This is a genomic window from Enterobacter sp. PL_is511 (assembly GCF_055816065.1).
In genome coordinates this window covers 221,121-242,392 of record NZ_JBVPGP010000022.1, presented here as the reverse complement: position 1 = coordinate 242,392, position 21,272 = coordinate 221,121, and the positions used below count along the sequence as shown (strand labels likewise).

The window sequence follows — 21,272 nt, the reverse complement described above, 5'->3', positions numbered from 1 at the left end:
GGCGCTACGTCAGCTTATTTGCTGTTACAATCTTTGCCCGCAATAAATTTCGCGTCTTTATCTGCCACCAGCGTTTTCACCATCTCTCCGCTATCCGGGTTTGGCTCCAGCGTAAAGTGACCGTCCACCGTCAGCAATACCGGCTTGCTGTCATTGCCGCGCGCCACAGCGTAATCACGTTCAAGCTGCGCATTGTTTGCCACGCTGACCTTCTTGCCGGTTGCGCAGTCGGTAAAGATCGCCGCATCCGCCATATAGAAGTACATCCCCCGCATTGCCATCGGCGTTGCAGGCAGGGCCGCTTTCACCGGGGCCAGCGTGTAGTTTAACTGGGATTGAATAGGGTTACCTTCGCGGTCGAGCATCTCCATGCTGTCACCTTTAGGACGGAACCAGGTTTTCTCACCGGTGGTATCGGTCAGGACCAGCTTCTCCGCCGTACGCGCCCATGTTCCATAAGTCGCAAAAGAAGAAGGCTCTTTCGCACCCTGATAGCGCTGGTTCATTACCCAGGTGCCGTCTTTTTGCAGGAACAGGGACGTTTCAATGCCTTCACAGTCCGCGCAAGGCAATACGCCACGCCAGCTCTGCTGCATCGGTTTTAATTCTTCCGTTTGCGTGGGTTGTAAAACCTGCGTTTCGGAGCGGTTGTTACACCCGAAAAGCGCAAACAGCGTACTCACTGCCAGCGCTGACCATAATGCTTTTTTCACAATGAATTCCTTATGAAAAGTGTGTTCCCTTTCGTCACTCTGTCGGGCGACGAACTTTACCGCGTAGTGCTTTCACTGTGGATTTTTGGGCCTTCGAGGACAAACGACGCTCTTTCGATGCGCGGGTTGGCCGCGTTGCCCGGCGGCTTTTTTGTACTGCCGTTAACTCTTTGATGACCGCCACCAGCCTGGCTATCGCCGCTTCCCGGTTGAGCTCCTGGCTACGGTACTCCTGGGCTTTAATCACAATCACACCATCGCTGGTGATCAGGTGGTGGCTGGCGGCAAGCAGACTTTCTTTATAATACTCTGGCAGGCTTGAGGCCCGAATGTCAAAACGCAAATGGATAGCCGTCGACGCCTTGTTGACGTGCTGCCCACCGGCCCCCTGAGCACGGATGGCGGTGATCTCCAGCTCGTTGTCCGGAATGCTGACGTTTCGGGACAAGACGATCATGAGGCCGGTTGCCACGCCGTCAAATGAATTTCCAGATTATTCTGAGAATCAGAAAGCCAGATTGCACCGTCCTGAATCGTCGCCTGCAATACCATGGTCCGGCTGGCAAACTCGCTCAGCTGCGCCAGCTGCTCATCATCCAGATACCAGACCGTAAGATTTTTAAACTGTCCGCACTTGCTCTTGTTTTGCTGCCACCAGATCTCCGCAGCGCGCTGATTATACGCGAATAAGGCCACTTCAGCGGACTGGGTGCAGGCCTTCTTAATTCGGCGCTCGTCCGGCAGTCCGAGTTCGATCCACAAATCGATACCCAGATGATCGTTGCGCAGCCAGGCTTCAGGCTCGTCTTCTGCGCTTAACCCACGGGTAAACTGCAGACGCTCGTCGGCATACTTCATCCACGCCAGCAGGCGCAGCATCATACGCTCCTGGGTTTCGGAGGGGTGGCGTGCCAGCGTCAGCGAGGCGTCCAGGAACTGGTTGCGATCCAGATCGGCCACATTGACCACTGCTTTATAAATTGTCGCTTTCAGCGCCATGAGAGAACTCCATTCGAATCAGGCGCCCATTGTAGCGAAAACCGCGGCAAAAGGCTGTTACGGGGTAATAAATACACCGCTATCAAGGCGCTGATATTGCTTAAATGAGTATGGTATAGTCACCTTGCTAAACCGAGTTTATCTTCGTAGGCTTAATGATATCTCACAGTAAGTCAGTGCGCTGGCGGGAGGGGATGTGAATAATTATTGTGAGTTAATTCGCAAACGGTATGCGGAAATCGCCAGCGGAGATCTGGGGTATGTCCCGGATGCGTTGGGCTGTGTATTGAAAGTGCTTAATGAAGTGGCCTCTGATGAGAGCCTTTCAGAGTCGGTCAGGGAAAAAGCAGCGTATGCTGCGGCGAATTTACTGGTGAGCGATTATGTCGATGAATGATACTTATCAACCCATCAATTGTGATGACTATGACAACCTCGAACTCGCCTGCCAGCATCATTTATTACTGACGCTGGAGCTAAAAGATGGCGAAGTGTTGAAAGCGAAAGCCAACGATCTGGTTTCACGTAAGAACGTGGAATACCTGATAGTGGAAGATGCCGGTGCGACGCGTGAGCTGCGTCTGGATAAAATAGCCAGCTTCAGCCACCCGCAAATCGGCACCGTCGTGGTGAGCGAATCCTGATGACATTAACGGGCAGCCAGGCTGCCCGTTACGCTTTCTGCCACTCAAACCTGGCACCCTCTTCTGACCACCCCTCTTCCGTGATGAAAACTCCTGCCGCAGCGATAAGCGTTTCACCGTAGAACAGCAGTGGCGTGGTGTCGCGCAGCCACGGCGGCACGTTACACTCCTGCCATATTTTCTTCAGCTTCCGCCCCCCGTTGCGCCCGACGATATGCAGCATTCCGCCAGCCTTAAAGCGCACGGTGACCGGTTCACCGGGCTTCGGCAACCTCACATGACCAGACGGCAGGAGAGAGACGCGTCCTGCCTCACAGGGCAATACCAGCGGTGCGTCAGGTGAAAGCCAGTCGAGCACCACATCGGTCAGTGAGGGCGTGGATTTTATCCACCAGAGTTCCCCTTTATAGCGTCTTACGTCAAAACCGTTCAGGTGGACGCACGGGGAAGCATCATCCCGCGCCAGCGCGACTTCGTCCCAGATGCGGCTCAGCATTGCCCGCGACGGCATCGCAGCGTGATGACAGGCCAGCCAGCGTCGTATCAGTGCGGCGCGACGCACCGGGCTCATCGCTGTCAGAGGTGCAATGGCCAGCGCTCCGTCCTCAGAAATCAGTTCAGCCAGCTCGTCGCTCAACAGCTCGTCCAGCAGCGATTCCTGTTCGGCGCACAGCATGGCGCTTCTTGCCGTCGCGTCGGCGAAATGCGGCCAGCGCTCGCTCAATAGCGGGAGAACGCGCAGACGCAGAAAGTTACGGTCATAGCCGTCATCCTGGTTGCTCTCATCTTCAATCCACCTCAGCTGATGTTCTCGCGCCCAGCCCTCAAGCGAGGCACGCGTCTCGCCAAGCAGCGGACGCAGTAACGTTGTGCCGGCAAATTCAGAACGCGCCGGCATGGCTGACAGCCCCGCCGGTCCGCTGCCCCGCTTAAGCGCCAGCAGAAAGGTTTCACACTGATCGTCCAGATGCTGGGCCGTGACCAGCGCTTCTCCAGGACGTAATGCCCCGGCAAACGCGGCATATCGGGCTTTACGCGCCTGCGCCTCGATGCCCAGCCCTTCCTCCGCAAGCGTGACGCGCTCGACGATGAGCGGGATCGCCCACGCCGCACACAAGGCTTCGCAGTGCGCCACCCACTCCTCCGCGTGAGGACTTAATCCGTGGTGAATATGCATCGCCCGAAGCTGGACGTCAGGTTCCCGGTCGCGCCAGCGTTTAAGACGATGGAGCAGAACGGTGGAATCCAGGCCACCGCTAAACCCCACCAGCAGCTGGCGGTACGGTGAAACGGCGTGTGCGATAGCGGGTAAGGTCATAGGGAATTACACATAAAAAATGCCCGAACTGAGCGGGCATTATCACACAGGACGAAGATTACTGCTGATAAAGCTCCAGCGGCAGGCCGTCCGGGTCGTTGAAAAAGGTAAAGCGCTTGTCGGTGAACGGATCGACGCGGATCGCTTCACACGTCACGCCGTGCGCTTCCAGATGTTTGACTGCGCAATCCAGATCATCGACGCTGAAGGCAAGGTGGCGCAGGCCGCATGCTTCCGGACGGGACGGACGCGCAGGCGGAAAAGGAAAAGAGAACAGCTCAATCACATACTGCCCGTTTAACGCCAGATCGCCCTTCCAGGAGTCGCGCTCTTCACGGTAGGCCTCGCTCATGAGCGTAAAGCCCAGGATGTCGCAGTAGAAGGCCTTACTTTTCGCGTAATTGGTCGCAATGATCGCAATATGATGAACAGCTTTTAAACCCAGCATAGCTTCTCCTTTTTATGATGCCTGAACGTTACAACCGAAAACCCGCACCTTGCAAGCGGTCACCCTTATTTTAGGACTCGCACCCAGTAAACGCCGTTCTCATCGCGCTTCGCACCGTGAATATCCGTCTCAAAACCGGGATAGTGACGCCCTACCGAACAGAGCATCAGCAGGAAATCGAGCACGGCCCGACTCTCCTCGGTAATCATCTCTCCTGGCATCAGGAGCGGAACGCCCGGCGGGTAAGGCAGGATCATATTGGCCGATACGCGCCCGACCAGATTTTCCAGTTCGACGGTTTCGACCTCCCCTTTCACCTGGCGCTGCCAAGCCTTGTGCGGGGTTAATTTCATCTCCGGTAACACATCGAACGCCTGAAGCATCAGACGCGGCAGATCGTGCTGACGGATCAACCTATGGATCCCCAGGGCCAGATCCTGAATACGCATATTGCGATAGAAGTCAGGATCCTCCGCGTAGAGATCCGGCAGCATGTTCTTCACCCGCAGGTTAAGATCGTAGGCGCGCTTAAACTCCATCAGACCGCGCAACAACCCCATCGCCCGCGTTTTATCAATACCAATACTGAACAGGAACAGCAGGTTATAGGGGCCGGTTTTTTCCACCACCACACCCCGTTCATCAAGGAATTTCGCCACCAGCGCGGCCGGAATACCTTCTTCACTCATCTTGCCCTGCTCATCCATGCCCGGCGTCAGGATTGTTACTTTTACCGGGTCGAGGAACATATGGTCGCTATCGGCATCCCGGAAACCATGCCAGTCTTCGCCGGGCGAGACGGGCCAGCACTCCGCCTCATCAATCTCTTCAGGCTGCCAGATATCAAAGAACCAGCCGTCGGCTTCATCTTTCAGCCGCTGAACCTCTTTGCGGAAATGCAGCGCGCGCTCCACCGAACGGTTGATGAGACGTTTGCCCGGGTTGCCGCGCAGCATCGCCGCGGCCGTTTCAATAGAGGCCACCAGCGGATAGCTCGGTGAAGTGGTAGTGTGCATCATAAAGGCTTCGTTGAACGTGTCTTCGTCGTACTCACCTTTGATGTGGATAAGCGAAGCCTGGGAAAATGCTGCCAGCATTTTGTGCGTCGACTGCGTTTCAAAGAATACTTTACCCGGCACGCGTTCACCACTCATGCCGCTTTTACCCGCGTATATCGGGTGGAAGTTGGTGTACGGTACCCATGCGGAATCAAAGTGGATAGACGGCACGTCCAGCGCCTTTTTGATCCAGTCTGTATTGTACAGCAGACCGTCATAGGTCGAGTTGGTGATCACCGCATGGACAGGCCAGCTTGCGCCTGGCAGTGCCGCGATCTTGCTTTCAATGGCTTCATGGGTGAACTCCCGGCGCGGAATACCGCCAAGTATACCGAGCGCGTTACGCGTGGGTGATAGCCAAAGCGGTACGACGTCGCTCATCATCAGCAGGTGAGCCAGCGATTTATGGCAGTTACGGTCAATCAGCAGGGTGCTCCCCGCCGGCGCGGCGTACATACCGACGATTTTGTTCGAGGTCGAGGTGCCGTTGGTCACCATATAGCTCTGCTCTGCGCCAAAGGTGCGGGCGATATACTCTTCGGCTTCCAGATGCGGGCCGGTGTGATCCAGCAGAGAGCCTAATTCGGTGACTGAAATCGACACGTCCGCTTTCAGCGTGTTGCCACCAAAGAAATCATAGAACAGGCAGCCCACCGGGCTTTTTTGATAAGCCGTACCCGCCATATGACCCGGCGTACAGAAGGTATATTTCCCCTCCTTTACGTAGGTGAAAAGCGCCCGGGTAAACGGTGGCGTAATGTTATCGAGATATTCATTCGTGTATTGTTGAATGCGGGTCGCAATATCGTCCGCCACGCCGAGGGAATATTCAAAGAACCACAGCGCCATACGCATATCATTGGCGCTGACGTCCATGGTGGAGTGGGTATTAATAAACGCATACAGCGGGAGGTATTCGTTCAGCTTGTTGATGTCGCTGCACAGTTCGAGATCATATTCATCCCAGTCGAAGATCACGCCGCAGATACGCGGGTTATGCTCGATGAACTTCAGCAGGTCGGCGCTGTTGTGCGGCCAGATTAGCTGATACCCGCGCGACTGCAGGGATTGCTCCAGCTCCTTAATCGGCTCATCTTTATAAAAGACGCCGTGCGGCCCCATAATGGCAATGATATTCATGGGCTTCCTCCTTAAAAAACATTAGCTAAGCATAGTCCGGCTAAACCGCAGGTATAAAAAAAGCCGCAACAGTGTGCGGCTTTTCAGATAATTGTGAAGCTTACGCGTAACCGTAGGTCATCAGACGCTGGTAACGGCGGTTGAGCAGATCCTCTTTGCTCAGCACGTCCAGATCCGCCAGGTCAGCCAGCAGCTGCGCTTTCAGAGAAGCCGCCATCACTTCCGGCTTACGATGTGCACCACCCAGCGGTTCCGGGATGATGGAATCGATCAGCTTAAGCTCTTTCAGGCGTGGCGCAATGATGCCCATTGCTTCTGCAGCCAGCGGCGCTTTGTCGGCGCTTTTCCACAGAATGGACGCGCAGCCTTCCGGGGAGATAACGGAATAGGTGCTGTACTGCAGCATATTCACTTTATCGCCCACGCCAATCGCCAGCGCACCGCCGGAACCACCCTCGCCGATAACGGTACAGATGACCGGCACCTTCAGACGAGACATCTCGCGCAGGTTGCGCGCGATGGCTTCAGACTGACCGCGCTCTTCCGCGCCCACGCCAGGGTATGCACCCGGGGTATCGATGAAGGTGATGATTGGCATGTTGAAACGCTCAGCCATCTCCATCAGACGCAGGGCTTTGCGGTAGCCTTCTGGTGCTGGCATACCAAAGTTACGACGGATTTTCTCTTTGGTTTCACGGCCTTTCTGATGACCAATGATCATCACCGGGCGTCCGTCCAGACGCGCGATACCGCCAACGATAGCTTTATCGTCAGCGTATGCGCGATCGCCTGCCAGTTCGTCAAATTCGTCAAACGCCAGGCGGACATAATCCAGGGTGTACGGACGCTGTGGATGGCGAGCCAGCTGGGCCACCTGCCATGCGCCGAGATCGGCAAAGATTTTGCGCGTCAGCTCTACGCTTTTCTCGCGCAGACGATGCACTTCTTCGTCGATGTTAATATCCAGTTTTTCATCCTGACGGCTTACCGCTGTCAGAGAATCGATTTTCGCTTCCAGCTCAGCAATCGGCTGTTCGAAATCAAGGAAATTCAGACTCATAGTATTCCTGTATTAGTCAAACTCCAGTTCCACCTGCTCCGAACCAATGAGGCCACGGAGATCGTTCAGTAAACGATCGCTCGGAGAGACACGCCACGTTGCACCAAAGCGCAACCGCGCGCGTGCATCCGCCCTCTGATAGTAGAGATGTACTGGAATTGTCCCCGAGCGGTGGGGTTCCAGAGACTGACGGAGTCGGTTTAAAAGCTGGTCATCAATTTGCCTGTCCGTCAGCGAGATAGCAAGCCCGCGAGCATATTTTTCCCGGGCTTCGTCAATGTCCATCACTTCGCGGGCGGTCATTTTAAGCCCCCCACTGAAGTCATCAAAGCTGACCTGTCCGCTGACGATAAGTATGCGGTCTTTTTCCAGCAATTGCTGGTATTTATCCAGCGCGTCGGTGAACAACATCACCTCCAGACGCCCGGAACGGTCATCCAACGTACAGATGCCGATACGATTGCCGCGCTTGGTGACCATAACCCTTGCAGCAATCACGAGCCCCGCAGCCGTGGTGATTTTACCACGTTCTGTCGGATGCATGTCTTTAAGCCTGTGGCCGCCGACATAGCGCTCAATTTCTTTGATGTACTGGTTGATCGGGTGCCCCGTCAGGTACAAGCCTAACGTCTCACGCTCCCCATCCAGTACCACCTGTTCAGGCCACGGCTGGCAGTTGGAGTAAGATTGCTCGATCTGCTCCGGCTCTTCCGCCAGCACCCCGAACATATCCGCCTGACCAATGGCTTCCGCTTTTGCATGCTGATCCGCCGCTTTCAGCGCATCGCCGAGGGAATTCATCAGCGCGGCGCGGTGCGGCCCCAGCCGGTCAAACGCGCCGGACATGATCAGTTTTTCCAGCACGCGACGGTTCAGTTTTTTGGTATCGGTGCGGGCGCAAAGATCGAACAGCTCGCGGAAATACCCGCCGTTGTTACGCGCTTCGATGATCGCCTCGATCGGACCTTCACCCACGCCTTTGATCGCGCCGATCCCGTAAACGATCTCTCCGTCGTCGTTGACGTGGAAGTGGTAGAGACCCGAGTTAATGTCCGGCGGCAGGATCTTAAGCCCCATGCGCCAGCACTCGTCCACCAGGCCCACCACCTTCTCGGTGTTGTCCATATCGGCCGTCATTACCGCCGCCATAAATTCAGCAGGATAGTGCGCTTTCAGCCACAGCGTTTGGTACGACACCAAAGCATAGGCGGCGGAGTGGGATTTGTTAAATCCGTACCCGGCGAATTTCTCCACCAGGTCAAAGATCTTAATCGCCAGTTCACCATCAACGCCGTTTTTTCTCGCGCCTTCTTCGAAAGTGCCTCGCTGCTTGGCCATCTCTTCCGGCTTTTTCTTACCCATCGCACGACGCAGCATGTCCGCGCCGCCGAGGGTATAGCCGGAAAGCACCTGGGCGATCTGCATAACCTGTTCCTGGTACAGGATGATGCCGTAGGTGGGCTCCAGCACCGGCTTCAGGCTTTCATGCTGCCACTGAACGTCCGGGTAGGAAATCTCTTCGCGCCCGTGCTTACGGTCGATAAAGTTATCTACCATCCCTGACTGTAGCGGGCCCGGACGGAACAGGGCTACCAGCGCGATCATATCTTCGAAGCAGTCGGGCTGCAGGCGCTTAATCAGATCTTTCATGCCGCGCGATTCCAGCTGGAAGACGGCGGTGGTCTCCGAGCGCTGCAGCATGTCGAAACTTTTCTTGTCATCCAGCGGGATGGCCGCGATATCCAACGGCGGCTCGCCGTTCTTCTCGCGGCGGGCGTTGATCATCTCCAGCGCCCAGTTAATGATGGTCAACGTACGCAGACCAAGGAAGTCGAACTTCACCAGCCCGGCGTATTCTACGTCGTTCTTATCGAACTGGGTAACCGGGTGCTGACCCGCTTCGTCGCAGTAGAGCGGCGCAAAGTCGGTAATTTTGGTCGGGGCGATAACTACGCCCCCCGCATGCTTACCGGCGTTACGCGTGACGCCTTCCAGCTTGCGCGCCATGTCGATCAGCGCTTTGACTTCTTCGTCCGCTTCGTAGATTTCCGGCAGCTGTGGTTCAGCCTCAAAGGCTTTTGCCAGCGTCATGCCCGGATCGGGCGGTACCAGTTTAGAGATGCGATCGACAAACCCGTACGGGTGGCCCAGCACGCGGCCGACGTCACGGATAACCGCTTTCGCCGCCATCGTACCGAACGTAATAATCTGCGATACCGCATCACGGCCGTACATATCGGCGACGTGCTCGATCACCTGGTCACGTTTCTCCATGCAGAAGTCGACGTCAAAGTCGGGCATGGAAACACGTTCCGGGTTAAGGAAACGTTCGAACAGCAGGTCGAATTCCAGCGGATCGAGGTCGGTAATTTTAAGCGCATAGGCCACAAGCGACCCAGCACCGGAGCCTCGGCCCGGTCCGACCGGCACGCCGTTATCCTTCGACCACTGGATAAACTCCATGACGATCAGGAAGTAGCCCGGGAAGCCCATCTGGTTGATCACCTGGAGTTCAATGTCCAGGCGTTCATCGTACGGCGGCCGCTTCTCTTTGCGAACGGCCTCATCCGGGAACAGGAACTCCAGACGCTCTTCCAGACCTTCTTTTGATTTTGCGACCAGGAAATCTTCCGTGGTCATGTCTCCTGTCGGGAACTGCGGCAGGAAGTACTCGCCAAGGCGGACGGTAACGTTACAGCGCTTGGCAATCTCTACGCTGTTTTCCAGCGCTTCCGGGATATCGGAGAAGAGCTCACACATCTCCTCTTCGCTGCGCATGTACTGCTGCGATGAGTAGTTGCGCGGTCGTTTAGGATCGTCCAGCGTGAAGCCATCGTGGATCGCCACGCGAATTTCGTGCGCGTCAAAATCCCCCGGCTCAAGGAACCGCACGTCGTTGGTAGCCACCACGGGCAACCCACGCTCTTCTGCAAGTGCCACAGCGGCATGAAGATAGTTCTCTTCGTCCTGACGGCCGGTGCGGATCATCTCCAGATAATAACGATCCGGGAAATACTCTTCATAGAACGAGAGGCATTGATCCACCAGCGCGCTATTACCGCGCAGCAGGCATTTGCCGACATCGCCCATACGGCCGCCGGAGATCAGCAGCAGCCCTTCGTTCAGCTCAGCCAGCCAGTCACGGTCGATCCACGGCCCCAGCGCACCGTATCCACGCTGGTAGGCTTTTGAGATAAGCAGAGTGAGGTTTTGATAGCCCGTGTTGTTCATCGCCAGCACGGAGATTTGCGTCATTTCATCGCCGATGAGATCGCTCTGCACATGAAAATCTGCGCCAACGATAGGCTTCATCCCCGCGCCATGCGCCGTTCCGTAGAACTTCACCAGGCCACACAGGTTGGTAAAATCGGTGATCGCCAGCGCGGGCATGCCAAGGGAGGCCGCCTTTTTTACCAGCGGCCCGGTCTTCGCCAGCCCATCGATCATGGAGTAGTCGCTATGCACCCGCAGGTGTACGAAACGTGGTTCAGCCATCTTCAGATTCCGCGTTACTTAATTGCTTGCGTATTGATTCAGGACACCCGTCCCAGGGCGCGTTTCACCGGGCCAAAGCTGCGACGGTGGTGTTCGGTTGCGCCATGTTCAGCCAGCCTTTCCAGATGGAAAGGTGTGGGATACCCCTTATGCTGGGCGAAACCATACTGAGGGTAAGTGAGGTCCAGCGCGGCCATTTCAGCGTCGCGCGTCACTTTGGCAATAATAGAAGCTGCGCTGATTTCTGCGACCCGGCTATCGCCTTTGACGACCGCCATTGAAGGCATGGGTAGTGCCGGACAGCGGTTGCCGTCAATCAGGACATATTCCGGGGAAATGTTAAGACCCGCTACCGCACGCTGCATCGCCAGCATCGTGGCATGCAAAATATTCAGTTCGTCTATTTCATGCGGTTCAGCGCGCCCCAGGCTCCAGGCCAGCGCCTTCTCCTGAATCTCACTAAACAGCGCCAGCCGGCGCTTTTCAGACAATTTTTTTGAGTCGTTCAGCCCGATAATCGGGCGAGCCGGATCGAGGATCACCGCGGCGGTCACCACAGCCCCCACTAGCGGACCACGACCCACTTCGTCCACGCCCGCCACAAGGCGAGTGTGAGGATAAACAAATTCCATCATTTTGCTAGCTCCAGCACCGCATCAGCCGCTTGCTCATCAGCATTACAGCGGATCAGTTGATGCAGTTCGCGGAAGGTGTCGTGCATCTGGTGGCTGGTCTTGCCGTTTGCCAGCAGCGGCAGCAGTGCATCGGCAAGCGCCTGCGGCTGGCACTCATCCTGCAATAGCTCTTTCACCAGTTCGCGCCCGGCAAGCAGGTTTGGCAGGGAGACATAATCCGTTTTCACCAGACGTTTTGCCAGCCAGAAGGTGAACGGCTTCATGCGGTAACCGACCACCATCGGGCATTTCGCCAGCATACATTCCAGCGCCGCCGTGCCGGAAGCCAGCAGTGCGGCATCGCTCGCATACATCGCTTCTCGCCCTTTGCCGTCCAGAAGACGGACGTGGAGATCCGGGGCGACTTCCGCTTTGATGCGCTCAAACTGCTCGCGGCGTTTGGCATTCACCAGCGGAACAACCACTTCAAGGTCGGGATAGCTCTGGCGAAGAATTTGCGCTGTTTTGAGGAAATCGGCGCTCAGCATCTCCACTTCTGCACCACGGCTGCCTGGCAGCAGTGCCAGACAATGCACATCATGGGGGATGCCCAGCACGTCGCGCGCCGCGTTTTTATCCGGATCCAATGGCATCGCATCCGCCATGGTATGACCGATAAAACGGCACGGAACATTAAATCTGTCGTAAAACGCTTTTTCGAAAGGCAGAAAAGCCAGCACCAGGTTGGTGGACCGTCCAATTTTGAAAACGCGTTTCTGTCGCCACGCCCAGACGGACGGACTGACGTAGTGAATGGTTTTTATGCCCTGCTTTTTCAGATTCCCTTCGAGGGTAATGTTGAAATCAGGTGCATCGATACCGACAAACACATCGGGTTTGAGTTCGGTAAAACGGCGGGTGAGATCGGCACGAATGTGCAGCAAACGGCGGAGCCGTCCCAGCACCTCAACGATGCCCATCACGGCCAGCTCTTCCATTTCATACCAGGCTTCACAGCCTTCGGCCTGCATCAGCGGGCCAGCAACGCCGACAAAGCGAGCGTTGGGTACACGCGCCTTAAGCGCGCGGATGAGACCTGCACCAAGAATATCGCCGGAGGTTTCTCCGGCGACCAGGGCTATCGTAAGCGGACGACTGTCGACCATTAACGAATCAGACCCCTTGTTGAACGGTCAAAGAATTCCATGAACGCGTTCACCTCCGGGTGCTTATTCGCCAGCTCGGCAATTTCCGGCTTCGCCTCTTCCAGCGTTTTACCGCTACGGTACAGCAGTTTGTACGCGTTGCGGATGGCAGTAATCGCTTCGCGGCTAAAACCACGACGCTTGAGGCCTTCGATGTTCACGCCAAACGGCGTGGCATGGTTGCCCTGCGCAATCACATACGGTGGGACGTCCTGCGCCACACCGGAGCAGCCGCCAACCATCACGTGCGCACCAATGATGCAGAACTGATGGACTGCGGTCATGCCGCCAATAATTGCGAAGTCATCAACCGATACGTGTCCTGCCAGCGTTGCGTTGTTGGCAAGAATACAGCGGTCACCCACGGTACAGTCGTGCGCGATATGCGCATTAACCATAAACAGGTTATCGCTGCCCACCTTCGTCAACCCACCACCCTGTACTGTTCCACGATGAATGGTGACGCTTTCGCGAATACGGTTACGATCGCCAATTTCCAGACGGGTCGACTCACCAGCATATTTCAGATCCTGGTTAACTTCGCCGATGGAGGCGAACTGATAGATCTCGTTATTGCAGCCAATGGTCGTATGACCATTCACGACAACGTGAGATTTCAGTACTGTACCCTCACCAATTTCGACATGGGGTCCAACAATACAAAACGGGCCAATGTGGACGTTAGCACCAATGATGGCACCGGTTTCCACAATCGCGGTAGGATGAATAAAGGCGGATTTATCAATCACGTATCAGGACTCCCGGCTACGAGCACACATCATCGTCGCTTCGCAAACAACTTTGCCGTCAACCAGTGCTACGCCTTTGAAGCGAGTCAGGCCACGACGCGTTTTTTCAAAAGTGACTTCCATGATCATCTGATCACCAGGCACGACAGGGCGCTTAAAGCGCGCTTCATCAATACCCGCGAAGTAATACAGCTCACCTGGCTCCAGTTTGCCGACGCTTTTAAACGCCAGAATACCGGTAGCCTGAGCCATCGCTTCCAGAATCAACACACCCGGGAAGATAGGCTTACCAGGGAAGTGCCCCTGGAAGAACGGCTCGTTCACGGAAACATTTTTCACTGCGCGCAGAAAACGACCTTCTTCAAAATCCAGCACGCGGTCTACCAGCAGAAACGGGTAGCGGTGCGGCAGAAGTTCTAAAATCTCTTCAATATGCAGAGTATGAGTGTCAGTAGTCAAAATACTCTTCCTGTCAAAATGTACTGATAACAATAATAACACGGCCTGCCGGTTTATTAGAAAGCCGACAGGCCGGGAAAAATAGCGTTAAACGGATGACGCTTAGTCTTGTTGATCGATCTTACGCTCAAGAGACTTGAGGCGCTTGCTCATATCATCAATGTTCATCACCAGAGCTGCTGTTTTACGCCATACCTTGTTGGGCTGTAGCGGAATGCCAGAGGAATAAACGCCAGGTTCAGTGATAGGACGCATTACCATGCCCATTCCCGTCACGGTCACCTTGTCGCAGATTTCCATATGGCCATTAATCACGCTCGCACCGCCAATCATGCAATAACGGCCAATTTTCAGGCTGCCCGCCATGATGACGCCACCCGCAACCGCGGTATTGTCGCCAATCACAACGTTATGCGCAATCTGGCACTGGTTATCGATGATAACACCATTGCCAATGATCGTGTCGTCAAGCGCGCCACGGTCAATGGTGGTACAGGCGCCGATCTCCACGCGATCGCCAATAATAACGCGACCAAGCTGTGGGATCTTCACCCAGTTACCGCGATCGTTAGCGTAACCAAAGCCATCGGAACCAATCACGGTGCTGGACTGGACGAGACAGTTTTCGCCAATTTCAACGTCATGATAAACGGACACATTGGCCCACAAACGGGTCCCTGCGCCGATTTTCGTATTTTTCCCAACGAAGCAGCCTGGGCCAATGACGACGTTATCGCCCAGCACAACACCGGATTCGATAACCGCATTCGCCCCAACGGCGACGTTGTTACCCAGCCTGGCCGTCGCATCAATCGCTGCGCTGGCAGCAATGTTCTGGGCCGGTTGCGGCGTGGTATCAAGAATTTGAGCCATGCGTGCATACGTCAGGTAGGGGTTTTTCACTACCAGCGCGCTTACAGTGGCAAATGGAAGATCGTCCTGCGTCAGTACAACAGCTGACGCCTGGCATTGAGCCAGTTGCTCACGGTACTTAGGGCTTACCATGAAGGTAATCGTGCCAGCTTTAGCAGATTGCATGGACGCAACAGCGGTGATGACGATATCGCCATCACCGTGTAATTCTGCATCCAACTGCTGAGCTAAATCAGCCAGTCGAATTGAAGGCATTACTTATTTAACCTGTTTCAGAACATCAGCAGTGATGTCTTTAACATCTTTGCTGTTGAAAGCGACGGCGTTCGCATCAACAACCAGATCGATGCTCTGATCGGCAGCCACTGCTTTAACAGCGGTCTGAATGCGAGTCACCAGCTTGCCGCGTTCTTCGTTAGAACGACGCTGACGATCCTGCTCGAAAGCCTGCGCTTTCTGAGAGAACGCCTGGCGCTGAGCCATTACGTCTTTTTCCAGCTTGCTGCGGTCGCTTGCCTTCATGGTAGAACCATCACGCTGCAGACGCTGCATTTTGGACTGAAGATCGTTTTCCATACCCTGCAGTTCGCTTGCACGGCCTTTGAATTCGTTTTCCAGAGTCGCAGAAACACCTGTTTTCTGTGCAACCTGCTGGAACAAATTACCCATGTTGACGATTGCAATTTTGTCTGCTGCCTGAGCAGAAGTTGCCATCGCTAAACCGAGACCTGCAGCTAATAACCACTTTTTCACAATTAACTCCTTACCATCCCATTGGCACCAGAAGGTACCGTTCTTTGCGTGGCAAGGCGACCGTGTTACCGATCGCCAGTTGTCAGCGCTACACTGCCAACGCATTCCTTTGCAGCGGATTATTACCAGGTTTTACCAATGTTAAACTGGAATTGCTCCGACTTATCTCCATCATATTTCTTAAACGGCTGGGCGTAAGAGAAGACCAACGGTCCCAGCGGTGACATCCATTGTAATGCGATACCGGCAGACATGCGAATATTGCTCGGATCGCTGTAGTCAGGAATGCCTTCTGCGCGCATCTGGGCAGTATTCTGCCAGTTGGTATCCCATACGGTACCGGCATCCCAGAAGAAGGACGTACGGACCGAGTTCGCATATTTATCGCTGATAAACGGCGTTGGCGTGATGAACTCCAGGCTGGCAACGGCCATGGCGTTACCGCCCACCGCATCATTAGAGCTACAGACTTCCGAAGAGGAAGACTTATCACAGTTATCTTTGTCGTTCCCGCCGTAGTAAACCGCTTTCGGACCAATGTTGTTGGACTGGAAGCCACGAACGGTACTGGAACCACCGGCATAGAAGTTTTCATAGAACGGCAGTTCTTTGCCGCCTAAACCGTCGCCGTAGCCCCAGCGGGTACGACCCAGAACCACCCACTTATGATCGTCATCGATCGGGAAGTAGGACGCGGTATCCAGCGTGACCTTATAGAACTCGTTATCGGAGCCCGGCACGGTCACTTTACCGTTCAGGTTGACGCGAGAACCTTCCGTTGGGAAGTAACCACGGTCAAGACGGTTGTAGGTCCAGCCGTAGTTAAAGGTGAAGTCATCCGCAGCGAAGCCATTGTCATGACCAGTTTTGCTGGTTGACTGACCAATGGAGTCCAGGTAACGCCACATCGCCACCTGCGGTTGCATATTGGACAGGTCGTTATGCACGTAACCTAAGCCCGCACGCAGGGTGTTGTATTCGTTAACCGGGAAGCCAAGCGTACCGTCCACACCGTAACTCTTGTTGGTGTAAGAAGACAGATCCGCATCGTCTGCTTTAAAGTCGTTATAGAAGATACGACCGCCCAGGCTCACACCGTCAACGGTGAAGTATGGGTTCGTTACAGAGAACTCAGAGTAGGTCTGGTAGTCGTTTTTGGTGCCGTTAATCCCGACAGAGTAACCCGTACCCAGCCAGTTATCCTGCTGCACGCCGACCTGGAAGCTGACGCCGCTCTCGGTACCGTAGCCCACACCGAAGTTGAAGCTACCGGTGTTGCGCTCTTTCACTTTATAAACGACATCAACCTGATCCGGGCTGCCCGGTACGCGCTGGGTATCGGTATCCACCGTTTCAAAATAGCCCAGACGGTTCAGACGCTCTTTACCCTGATCAACGAGGTCGCTACCCAACCATGCGCCTTCCATCTGACGCATTTCGCGACGCAGAACGGAATCTTTGGAGGTGTCGTTACCGACGAAGCGGATCTTACGCACGTAGAAACGGTTGCCCGCGTCAACATTCACGTGCAGCTTAACGGTTTTATCCGCGTCATTGATTTCAGGCTGAGTCTGTACGCGCGGATAGGCATAACCATAGCGGCCGAGCAGCTTCTTAATGCTGTCTTCCATTTTGGTTACCTTGGAACCGCTATACAGGTCGCCTGGCTGAATTTTGGTCAGCGATTCGATTTCAGCAGAATGCCCGGCCAGGTTACCACTCACCTCAACACCCGAAAGCTTGTACTGCTCGCCTTCAGTGATGTTGACCGTGATGTAGATCCCTTTCTTGTCCGGCGTCAGGCTTACCTGAGTCGAGTCGATGTTGAAACGCGCATAGCCACGATCGAGATAGTAGCTGCGCAGAGTTTCAAGGTCGCCCGCCAGTTTCTGTTTCTGGTATTTGCGATCGCCTACCACGTTCCACCATGGCACTTCATCGCGCAGCTGGAAGGTGGAGATCAGTTCGTCGGTGCTGAACGCGTGGTTGCCGACAATGTTGATCTGCTGGATCTTCGCAGAAACACCTTCCTGGAAGACCAGCTTCAGGTCAACACGGTTGCGCGGCAGCGGAGTGACAACCGCTTTCACGCTGGCACTGTATTTACCGACGCTGTAGTAGAAGTCTTCCAGACCTTTTTCAATATCTGAAAGGGTTGTGCGGTCCAGGGATTCCCCCACACGAACACCGGATGCTTCAAGGTTTTGCTTGAGCATGTCATCTTTCACCGACTTGTTACCGGAGAAAGTGATACTGGCGATCGTTGGACGTTCTTTTACCTGTACCAGCAGCGTATCACCATCGCGCAGGACGCGGACATCCTCAAAGTTGCCGGTGGCAAACAGAGCACGGATGGTGTTACTGATATCATCATCATTAACCGTATCGCCGGGGCGTACAGGCATACTGAGGAGGGCCGCACCAACGGCGACACGCTGGAGGCCTTCGAAATGAATGTCTTTCACTACGAACCCGTCAGCACCGTATACGGTGGCGCTGCTAAACAGCAGCGACGCTATGAGCAACTTTTTCATCGCCATCGTTATTATGCGTTCTTCCTAACACTCTCTTACAACCGAGAGAAATCATTGAAAAGTGCAAGCCCCATTAACAGCACCAGCAAAATCGAGCCAATGCGATAACTAAAGTCTTGAACTCGCTCGGATACCGGTCCGCCTTTTAGCTTTTCAATCGCTAAAAACAGCAGATGACCCCCGTCTAAAACGGGAAGCGGGAACAGGTTGATTATCCCAAGGTTCACGCTAATGAGCGCGAGGAACATGAGATAGTAAATCACCCCGAACTCCGCTGACATCCCAGCCCCCTGGGCAATCGAAATTGGCCCACTGAGGTTGTTCAGTTTCACATCACCGGTTATCAATTTCCCCAACATGTTGACCGTCAGCTTCATCAGTTGCCATGTTTTATCCGTGGCTTCAAGGATGGCGCTGAACGGCCCATACTGGCGTATTGTCTTGTACTCATCTGGCAGCGGGATCACTTTTGGCACAACGCCTGCAAACCCTTCTGCCTTTTTGCCGACCGACTTCGTATCCGGGATCAGCGTCAGCGAAAGCGGACTGCCCTGCCTTTCAACTTCCAGCGCGAGAGACGTTCCCGGATTATCGCGCACCAGAGTAACAAAGGTCATCCACTCTGTTAATGGTTGACCATCGACTTTAACGATCCTGTCGCCCGCTTGCAAACCCGCTTTGCTCGCCGCCGAATTTGCCTGCACTTCGGCTAATACCGGCTCGATCTGCGCACCGCGTGGACGAATACCCAGCGCAGCGACGGGATCTTCTTTGTCTGGCTCGAAACGCCAGTGACGTAAATCGAGCACTTTGTCCTGACGCGCATCGGAACCAAACGGCGATACGCTGATGGTGGTCTGCGGATCGCCAATTTTGGCAACCAGCTGCAGTCGCACGGCATCCCAATCAGGGGTTTCGATGCCATCAATCGCTTTAAGTTCCATCCCGGATGTAATTTGCGCACTCGCCGCGATGGAGTTGGGAGCAATTTCCCCCACCACCGGACGCACGCCCGGGACGCCGATGATAAACACCAGCCAGTAAGCGAAAATCGCAAAGATGAAGTTGGCTACCGGTCCGGCAGCAATGATGGCGGCGCGTTGTCCAACGGTTTTATTGTTGAAAGCGCTGTGTCGCAGCTCAGGTGCGACAGGCTCGACGCGTTCGTCGAGCATTTTGACGTAGCCGCCCAGCGGGATAAGGGCGATGACAAATTCCGTGCCGTGGCGGTCGGTGCGCGTCCAGAGTGATTTGCCAAAACCGATGGAAAACCGCTCTACGCGCACGCCACAGCGGCGAGCAACCCAGAAATGGCCAAATTCATGCACGGTAATCAGTACACCCAGTGCAACAATGAACGCCGCCAGATTCCAGAGAATGCTTAGCATAAAACCTTCCGTTAAATCGTCCCGAATACCAGTAAAAGCAAACATGCAAACACTGGAACAGCCGCTGTCAGGCTATCAATGCGATCCAGTATACCGCCATGCCCTGGAATCAGGTGTCCGCTGTCCTTAATCCCTGCTTCACGCTTAAACATACTTTCGGTTAAATCACCGAGCACGGAGGCAAGCGCAGCAAAAATCGAGCACACCAGCAGTATTGACGGTGCCACTTCAAGATTCGCCCAGACGCCGTAGCCCCAGGAGATGATCGCTGCCGTAAACAGGCCGCCGATGAATCCTTGCCAGGTTTTACCCGGGGAGACCTTCGGTGCCAGCTTATGTTTGCCAAACAGTTTACCAAACATATAGGCCCCGGAATCAGCCCCCCAGACCAGAATCATCACATAAAGCAGCCAGATCGCGCCGCTGTAGTGGTTTTCGTCGTAGTGCCAGGCGCGCAGCGCAACCATACCCCAGAAAAAAGGAATAATGGTGAGCAAACCAAAAATCAGTCGTAGCACTTTTGAATTACGCCATAATGCCGCGGAACCTGGATAAAAAAGGACCAGCAACAGCGCGGCAACCCACCAGACCAACGATATCCACAAGGAGCCGGCAACCAGGGGCTGATGAATATCATGGTGATATTCAGGCAACGTAAACAGCATTATGGCCAGGATAAAGCCACAAAGTACCGCGAGCCATACTCGCTGAGTGCGCGAGGTAAAGCCGCTAAACTGTCCCCATTCCCACGCGGCGAGCATGCACACCACCAGCGTGACAATAGCGAATCCCACCGGGGGCAGTAAAAACAGCGCCGCAATGACAATGGGTATTAATACAAAAGCGGAAATCAGGCGATACTTCAGCAAAAGCTACCCCCATCAGGCTTTGTCGCCACCAGGCTCGGTGCCGCCGAAACGACGCTCTCGATTGGCAAAGGCATGCAGCGCACCTTCAAAGTCTTGTTCATCAAAATCGGGCCAAAGAACATCCGTAAAGTAAAGTTCGGCATAGGCAATTTGCCATATCAAAAAGTTACTTATGCGATGTTCCCCCCCTGTCCTAATTACCAAATCCACAGGCGCCTGTTCATTCATGCAGATTTGCTTGCTCAGCGCCTCTTCATCAATTTGGTCGGGTCTCAACAGCCCTTCCTGAACCTGTTCGGCCAGATGCCGAACGCCCTGGATAATATCCCAGCGTCCGCCGTAATTCGCCGCAATATTCAGCGTCAGACCGGTATTATTTTCCGTCAGCGCTTCTGCTTTACGAATCCGTTCCTGCAAACGTGAGTTAAAACGACTGGTATCGCCAATGATACGCAGGCGGACGTTGTGGCGGTGCAGGCTTTTTACTTCGCTGTCTAGCGCCCACACAAACAATTCCATCAACGCAGTCACTTCCTGCAGAGGTCGATTCCAGTTTTCACTGCTAAAAGCATAGAGCGTTAACGCATCAATGCCGTTGTTGGCGGCAAAAGAAACGGCACGACGAACGGATTTCGCCCCCGCTTTATGCCCAAAGGCTCGTATCTTCCCTTGTCTTTTCGCCCAGCGGCCATTGCCATCCATAATGATTGCTACATGACGGCAGCCATGAGCTGGCAAATTTTCGCTTATTGGTTGATTCGCAGACAACATAACGCGTTTTTTGTCCCTGAAAAGGATTTAACGGTACTCAGGAATACTGAAGCCTATACATAAAAAAGCCGTGTCAAACCACGGCTCACCTGACCACATTAAGTCAAATACCTGCGATCAGGTGGCGCAGACTATATCACTGAAGCCCAACGCTAACAAATAGCACGACGACTAGTGGTTGC

At 54.5% G+C, this 21,272-nt stretch carries 20 protein-coding genes; 2 read left to right on the top strand and 18 right to left on the bottom strand.

What is annotated here, in order from left to right:
* Window positions 1–14 precede the first annotated feature (14 nt).
* From nlpE to AC0TN7_RS12135, 3 genes are read right to left on the bottom strand one after another with little or no spacing between them, the layout of a single operon-like run.
* Window positions 15–713: an envelope stress response activation lipoprotein NlpE gene (nlpE, locus tag AC0TN7_RS12145; RefSeq protein ID WP_032649717.1), complete on the bottom strand. Its 699-nt coding sequence runs from the start codon at window positions 711–713 to the stop codon at window positions 15–17.
* 34 nt (window positions 714–747) lie between these two features.
* Window positions 748–1,170, bottom strand: coding sequence for an alternative ribosome rescue aminoacyl-tRNA hydrolase ArfB (arfB, locus tag AC0TN7_RS12140; RefSeq protein WP_032649720.1), 423 nt, complete (start codon window positions 1,168–1,170; stop codon window positions 748–750).
* Entirely contained in the window at window positions 1,167–1,712 is a 546-nt protein-coding gene (locus tag AC0TN7_RS12135; protein ID WP_061715939.1) for a YaeQ family protein, read from the bottom strand. The genes arfB and AC0TN7_RS12135 overlap by 4 nt, the downstream gene beginning before the upstream one ends.
* Before the next feature lie 196 nt (window positions 1,713–1,908).
* On the opposite strand from AC0TN7_RS12135, the gene AC0TN7_RS12130 reads away from it, so the two are divergent.
* Both AC0TN7_RS12130 and rof read left to right on the top strand, forming a co-directional pair.
* Complete coding sequence (locus AC0TN7_RS12130; protein ID WP_008501889.1) at window positions 1,909–2,109, top strand: YaeP family protein; 201 nt, start codon at window positions 1,909–1,911, stop codon at window positions 2,107–2,109.
* Window positions 2,096–2,356 (top strand): Rho-binding antiterminator, encoded by a 261-nt coding sequence (rof, locus tag AC0TN7_RS12125; protein WP_024907532.1) that lies wholly within the window; start codon window positions 2,096–2,098, stop codon window positions 2,354–2,356. Before AC0TN7_RS12130 ends, rof begins: the two co-directional genes overlap by 14 nt.
* 28 nt (window positions 2,357–2,384) lie before the next feature.
* Here rof and tilS read toward each other — a convergent pair whose 3' ends face one another.
* The 15 genes from tilS to ispU form a co-directional block, all read right to left on the bottom strand.
* Entirely contained in the window at window positions 2,385–3,674 is a 1,290-nt protein-coding gene (gene tilS, locus AC0TN7_RS12120) for a tRNA lysidine(34) synthetase TilS (protein ID WP_463726589.1), read from the bottom strand.
* A 58-nt stretch (window positions 3,675–3,732) separates the two neighbouring features.
* Window positions 3,733–4,122 (bottom strand): VOC family protein, encoded by a 390-nt coding sequence (locus tag AC0TN7_RS12115; protein ID WP_463726588.1) that lies wholly within the window; start codon window positions 4,120–4,122, stop codon window positions 3,733–3,735.
* A 65-nt stretch (window positions 4,123–4,187) separates the two neighbouring features.
* Window positions 4,188–6,320, bottom strand: a complete 2,133-nt coding sequence (locus AC0TN7_RS12110) for a lysine decarboxylase LdcC (protein WP_463726587.1) — start codon at window positions 6,318–6,320, stop codon at window positions 4,188–4,190.
* Between the two features lie 100 nt (window positions 6,321–6,420).
* On the bottom strand, window positions 6,421–7,380 hold the full coding sequence (accA, locus tag AC0TN7_RS12105; RefSeq protein ID WP_008501895.1) for an acetyl-CoA carboxylase carboxyl transferase subunit alpha: 960 nt from the start codon (window positions 7,378–7,380) through the stop codon (window positions 6,421–6,423).
* Window positions 7,381–7,392: 12 nt separating this feature from the next.
* On the bottom strand, window positions 7,393–10,875 hold the full coding sequence (dnaE, locus tag AC0TN7_RS12100) for a DNA polymerase III subunit alpha (protein ID WP_473702180.1): 3,483 nt from the start codon (window positions 10,873–10,875) through the stop codon (window positions 7,393–7,395).
* Window positions 10,876–10,913: 38 nt separating this feature from the next.
* Entirely contained in the window at window positions 10,914–11,510 is a 597-nt protein-coding gene (gene rnhB, locus AC0TN7_RS12095) for a ribonuclease HII (protein ID WP_049123388.1), read from the bottom strand.
* The gene (lpxB, locus tag AC0TN7_RS12090; RefSeq protein ID WP_024907527.1) at window positions 11,507–12,655 is read right to left on the bottom strand and encodes a lipid-A-disaccharide synthase; all 1,149 of its coding nucleotides are present in this window, start codon (window positions 12,653–12,655) and stop codon (window positions 11,507–11,509) included. Before lpxB ends, rnhB begins: the two co-directional genes overlap by 4 nt.
* The gene (lpxA, locus tag AC0TN7_RS12085; protein ID WP_023310462.1) at window positions 12,655–13,443 is read right to left on the bottom strand and encodes an acyl-ACP--UDP-N-acetylglucosamine O-acyltransferase; all 789 of its coding nucleotides are present in this window, start codon (window positions 13,441–13,443) and stop codon (window positions 12,655–12,657) included. The genes lpxB and lpxA overlap by 1 nt, the downstream gene beginning before the upstream one ends.
* A 3-nt stretch (window positions 13,444–13,446) precedes the next feature.
* Entirely contained in the window at window positions 13,447–13,902 is a 456-nt protein-coding gene (fabZ, locus tag AC0TN7_RS12080) for a 3-hydroxyacyl-ACP dehydratase FabZ (RefSeq protein ID WP_010426706.1), read from the bottom strand.
* Window positions 13,903–14,004: 102 nt separating this feature from the next.
* Complete coding sequence (lpxD, locus tag AC0TN7_RS12075) at window positions 14,005–15,030, bottom strand: UDP-3-O-(3-hydroxymyristoyl)glucosamine N-acyltransferase (protein ID WP_032644136.1); 1,026 nt, start codon at window positions 15,028–15,030, stop codon at window positions 14,005–14,007.
* Window positions 15,031–15,033: 3 nt separating this feature from the next.
* On the bottom strand, window positions 15,034–15,528 hold the full coding sequence (gene skp / locus AC0TN7_RS12070) for a molecular chaperone Skp (protein ID WP_008501902.1): 495 nt from the start codon (window positions 15,526–15,528) through the stop codon (window positions 15,034–15,036).
* Window positions 15,529–15,650: 122 nt separating this feature from the next.
* Window positions 15,651–18,068, bottom strand: coding sequence for an outer membrane protein assembly factor BamA (gene bamA, locus AC0TN7_RS12065; protein ID WP_024907525.1), 2,418 nt, complete (start codon window positions 18,066–18,068; stop codon window positions 15,651–15,653).
* A gap of 29 nt (window positions 18,069–18,097) precedes the next feature.
* Window positions 18,098–19,450, bottom strand: a complete 1,353-nt coding sequence (gene rseP, locus AC0TN7_RS12060; protein WP_024907524.1) for a sigma E protease regulator RseP — start codon at window positions 19,448–19,450, stop codon at window positions 18,098–18,100.
* 11 nt (window positions 19,451–19,461) lie between these two features.
* Window positions 19,462–20,319: a phosphatidate cytidylyltransferase gene (gene cdsA, locus AC0TN7_RS12055; protein WP_024907523.1), complete on the bottom strand. Its 858-nt coding sequence runs from the start codon at window positions 20,317–20,319 to the stop codon at window positions 19,462–19,464.
* A 12-nt stretch (window positions 20,320–20,331) separates the two neighbouring features.
* Window positions 20,332–21,090, bottom strand: coding sequence for a (2E,6E)-farnesyl-diphosphate-specific ditrans,polycis-undecaprenyl-diphosphate synthase (ispU, locus tag AC0TN7_RS12050; RefSeq protein WP_024907522.1), 759 nt, complete (start codon window positions 21,088–21,090; stop codon window positions 20,332–20,334).
* Window positions 21,091–21,272 lie beyond the last annotated feature (182 nt).